This window comes from Kitasatospora sp. NPDC092286 (assembly GCF_044755565.1).
Classification (GTDB): domain Bacteria; phylum Actinomycetota; class Actinomycetes; order Streptomycetales; family Streptomycetaceae; genus Kitasatospora.
Window position 1 is genome coordinate 1 of record NZ_JBIVRD010000102.1, and the last position, 3,648, is coordinate 3,648.

Annotated in this window: 5 protein-coding genes; 2 read left to right on the plus strand and 3 right to left on the minus strand. The window is 71.1% G+C overall.

Annotated features, from left to right (window positions below; all coding sequences use genetic code 11):
* Nucleotides 1-15 precede the first annotated feature (15 nt).
* The gene (locus tag ACIQIB_RS39280; protein ID WP_400764250.1) at nt 16-540 is read right to left on the minus strand and encodes a hypothetical protein; all 525 of its coding nucleotides are present in this window, start codon (nt 538-540) and stop codon (nt 16-18) included.
* Nucleotides 541-635: 95 nt separating this feature from the next.
* Between ACIQIB_RS39280 and ACIQIB_RS39285 the strand changes: the two genes are divergently transcribed.
* Entirely contained in the window at nt 636-818 is a 183-nt protein-coding gene (locus tag ACIQIB_RS39285) for a hypothetical protein (protein WP_400656898.1), read from the plus strand.
* A 442-nt stretch (nt 819-1,260) separates the two neighbouring features.
* Here ACIQIB_RS39285 and ACIQIB_RS39290 read toward each other — a convergent pair whose 3' ends face one another.
* A complete protein-coding gene (locus ACIQIB_RS39290; RefSeq protein WP_400656900.1) occupies nt 1,261-1,470 on the minus strand; it encodes a hypothetical protein in 210 nt (69 codons plus the stop codon).
* Nucleotides 1,467-2,627: an anion permease gene (locus ACIQIB_RS39295; protein ID WP_400764253.1), complete on the minus strand. Its 1,161-nt coding sequence runs from the start codon at nt 2,625-2,627 to the stop codon at nt 1,467-1,469. The genes ACIQIB_RS39290 and ACIQIB_RS39295 overlap by 4 nt, the downstream gene beginning before the upstream one ends.
* Before the next feature lie 356 nt (nt 2,628-2,983).
* On the opposite strand from ACIQIB_RS39295, the gene ACIQIB_RS39300 reads away from it, so the two are divergent.
* A complete protein-coding gene (locus ACIQIB_RS39300) occupies nt 2,984-3,418 on the plus strand; it encodes an ester cyclase (RefSeq protein WP_400656904.1) in 435 nt (144 codons plus the stop codon).
* Nucleotides 3,419-3,648: the final 230 nt, after the last annotated feature.

Consider the following 3,648-nt stretch of genomic DNA (forward strand, 5'->3'; position numbering starts at 1 on the left):
CGGTCCGATATCCGCTCATCCGCAGGCGACTTGACCTGCCCCACCCTCGCCACACCACAACCAACGAGACACCGACCACAAAGTCACCGGCATTGTGGCTAGGCCGACGCCGTTGCGCTCCATGGTCTGGATGAAGGCGTCGACGACCTTGTGGTCGAAGGTGGCCATCCGGCGGCTGTGGAAGGCCGGGTAGAGGTGGTGTTCGAGGAGCGAGTCGAGGTGCCGCAGCGACGCCGGGGCGAGCGCGCGTTGGCCGGCCTTCCACTCCTCGGTGTACGTCCCGAAGTTCATCGCGCCGTACTTGCGGTTGCGCTCGGCCTTGCTCTGGCTCCAGGGGTTCTCGCGCTTCGCCCGGTAGATCTCGGTGAGCCGGTCGATCGCCTTGTCCTGGGTGGCGAAGCCGGACTCCTCGGTCTGCCTCCCGGCGGCGTTGCGGAAGCGGATCTTGTAGTCGTGGGGGCACTTCGACCACCGTGCCTGCGGGTGCTCGCAGGTCTTGAAGAAGGTGCCCATGCCGCGGGCCAGGGTCCTCGGTGCCATCGTGTGCGGTCTCCATCCCGTCCGATGCTGGCGTTCTGCTGACCGCAGATGGTTCGCCACACCCCTGACCTGGGAAGAAACGCGGATCACGTGGTATGTGGTGGAACTTCATCGGCCGCAGCCACCGGGACATCGTCGAGGCCCGCGAGGAGTGGCAGCGCGGGTCCGACCGCTTCGGCAGCGTCACCGGCCGCCCCGGAGACCGCCTTCCGGCCCCCGTCCTGCCGGGGGCGACCCTCACCCCGCGCGGCAATCCCCCGGTGCCACAGGCCGACTGAGATGGCGTCACCCAGATCTGGCCGACGGCGACGTCGGGGCACCACGGAAGCAGCGCGAGACCGCACGTCGGGCCGCGATGGGCCCGCCCGCTGTGGACCCACGCCGAGGGGGTGAACACCGCGCTGCCGGCCTTCCTCGCGAAGTGACCGGACCGGCCGCGGCGACCGGCCCGTCGCCGCGGCCGTCCTGGCCCGCCGGCGGCTCCGACCGGCCGAGCCCGTCCGCCTCCGGGAGGCCGCCACCTCGGCGACCGTCCGCCCACGGGGTCCGCGGCTCATCATTGGTCCGCGATGACGGAGGTCATGGCACGGCGGCCTCCCGCCGCCCTCCGGCCGGACGGCGGTTGCGGCCGGACGGCGGTTGCGGCCCGGACCGTCGGCGCCAACGGGCAGGCCCTGCGGGCGCCGACCTCCTCGGTCCTGTTGCTGTCGGCCGGACCGTTCAGCGGTGGTTGACGATGACGGAGATGCCCCAGCCGATCGCGGCGAGCACTGCGGCGAAGCACAGGCCGGCGACGGCGTAGCCGCCAGTCCGGGCCGGTGGGTTAAGGGCGCGCAGGCCGATGGCGAACAGGGCCGGCAGGCCTGCGCCGGCGAGCAGGCCGACCGCGACGATCTTCCACAGCGCGGCCAGGTTGATCCAGGAGTTCACCAGGTGACCTTCTCCGTGTCCGGGGCCGGGGCCGGGGCCACCGAACCCGTCCATGCGGCGTTGACGTTCTCCGGTGTCACGGCGGGGTGGCGGGAGGCCGCGAAGAAGGCGATCGAGGCCAGCACCAGCGCGATGAAGATCACCACAATGCCCGGGGTCCCGCCGATCCCGTGGGCGGCCCAGTAGGCCGCGGCACCGACCACGGCGGAGGTCGGCAGGGTGGACAGCCAGGCCACCGCCATCCGGCGGGCGATGTGCCAGCGCACCACGGCGCCTTTCCTGCCGACCCCCGAGCCCAGGATCGACCCGGTGGCCACATGGGTGGTGGAGAGCGAGTAGCCGAAGTCGGTGGAGGAGAGGATCACGGCGGCCGAAGCGGACTCGGCGGCCATCCCCTGCGGCGGCTCGATCTCCAGGAGCCCCTTGCCCAGCGCCCGGATGACCCGCCAGCCGCCGAGGTAGGTGCCAAGGGCGATCGCTGTCGCGCAGGATGCGATCACCCAGGTCGGGGACCTGGCCCCGGTGTCCAGGGTGCCGTTGGCGATCAGGGCCAGCGTGATGACGCCCATGGTCTTCTGCGCGTCGTTGGTGCCGTGGGCGAGCGAGACCATGGAGGCCGAGCCGACCTGGCCGAGCCGGAAGCCGCGCCCGCGCGGGCGTTCGGGCACGCCGCGGGTGAGGCGGTAGACGAGGTAGGTGCCGATCGCGGCGACCGTGCCGGCGATGAACGGAGACAGCGCGGCGGGCACGATCACCTTGGAGACCAGGCCCTGCCATTTGACGGCGGAAGCGCCGGCCGCGGCCATCGTCGCCCCGACCACGCCGCCGATGAGCGCGTGCGAGGAACTGGAGGGGATGCCGAGGAACCAGGTGGTCAGGTTCCACAGGATGCCGCCGACCAGGCCGGCGAAGACCACGGTCAGGGTCACGCCTCCGCTGTCGACCAGGCCGCCGGCGATGGTCGCCGCGACGGCGGTCGACAGGAACGCGCCGACGAGGTTCAGCACCGCCGAGACGGCGACCGCGACGCGCGGGCGGAGTGCCTCGGTGACGATCGAGGTCGCCATGGCGTTGCCGGTGTCGTGGAATCCGTTGGTGAAGTCGAAACCCAGCGCGGTGGCGACAACCAGCGCCAGGACCGCGTCGTTGCCGGTCACGGGCCCGAACCTAGCCCGTCGGTCGCACCGGCCCGGCCCCGCCGTGACCCGGCGCGCCGGGTCACCGCAGGGCCGCCAGCCGATCGGACCAATAGCGCGGCACGGGGGTTCCGCCCCGCGTGTCGACGAGACCCGCGCGGGGCGGCAGCGGGCCTTCACGCGGCCGACGCACAGGAGCCCGCCGGCGCCGTGGCGTTTCCCGGGTGGGAGTTGTCGAGTTATGTGAGCGGTACCGCGTTCGTCGTCGACGGCTTCACGACCCCGGTCATCTGACGCCGAATCAGCCATCAACCATCCGGGCGGCGCGGCCCGGACCGCACCAGGCAGACAGAACAGCCCCTGCAGGAGGGTCTCCGATGAACCAGAACGATGTGAGCGAAGCCGCCAAGGCTGTCGTCCGGCGCAACACCGAGGAGGTCCAGGGCGGCGGGAACTGGGCCCTGTTCGACGAGCTCTGGGCCGACGACTTCGTCGACCACACCCCCCAGCCGGGGCGCACCCCCGACAAGGCCGGCGCGCTGGAGCTCTACCGGGTACTGCGGGCGGCATTCCCCGACTTCCGCCCCGAGATCCACTGGCAGGCCGCCGACGGCAACCTCGTCACCACCTACAAGACCTACCACGGCACCCACAGCGGCGAATTCTTCGGGATCGCGCCCACCGGCCGGAAGGTCCACTTCGAAACCGTGGACGCCATGCGGGTGGTCGACGGCAAGATCACCGAGCACTGGGGGGTGGCGAACCTCTTCTCCCTCATGGAGCAACTGGGCGCCGGGACCGGTGCGGCGTGAACGAGCGGGGGGTTACCCATGACGCCATCACCACCTGGGCCATCCCGCCGAGGTCCGACGTCACGCACCGGCGATGCCCGGCCCTTCGGCGCAGCCTGAGCAAGTACGCTGCACCAAAGGGTCTATGACGTCAGGTCAGCTTGTCGTTTTACCTCCGGTGATCGGCTTGAGGTTGTTCGATCTGGTCACCCACATGGGGATCTGCCGGACACGGCGACGACCTCCGTTTC

Bases quoted from the DNA above. Each gene is read 5' to 3' on its own strand.
- ACIQIB_RS39300 (WP_400656904.1), top strand. From the start codon at position 2,984: ATGAACCAGAACGATGTGAGCGAAGCCGCCAAGGCTGTCGTCCGGCGC.
- ACIQIB_RS39285 (WP_400656898.1), top strand. From the start codon at position 636: ATGTGGTGGAACTTCATCGGCCGCAGCCACCGGGACATCGTCGAGGCC.
- ACIQIB_RS39280 (WP_400764250.1), bottom strand. From the start codon at position 540: ATGGCACCGAGGACCCTGGCCCGCGGCATGGGCACCTTCTTCAAGACC.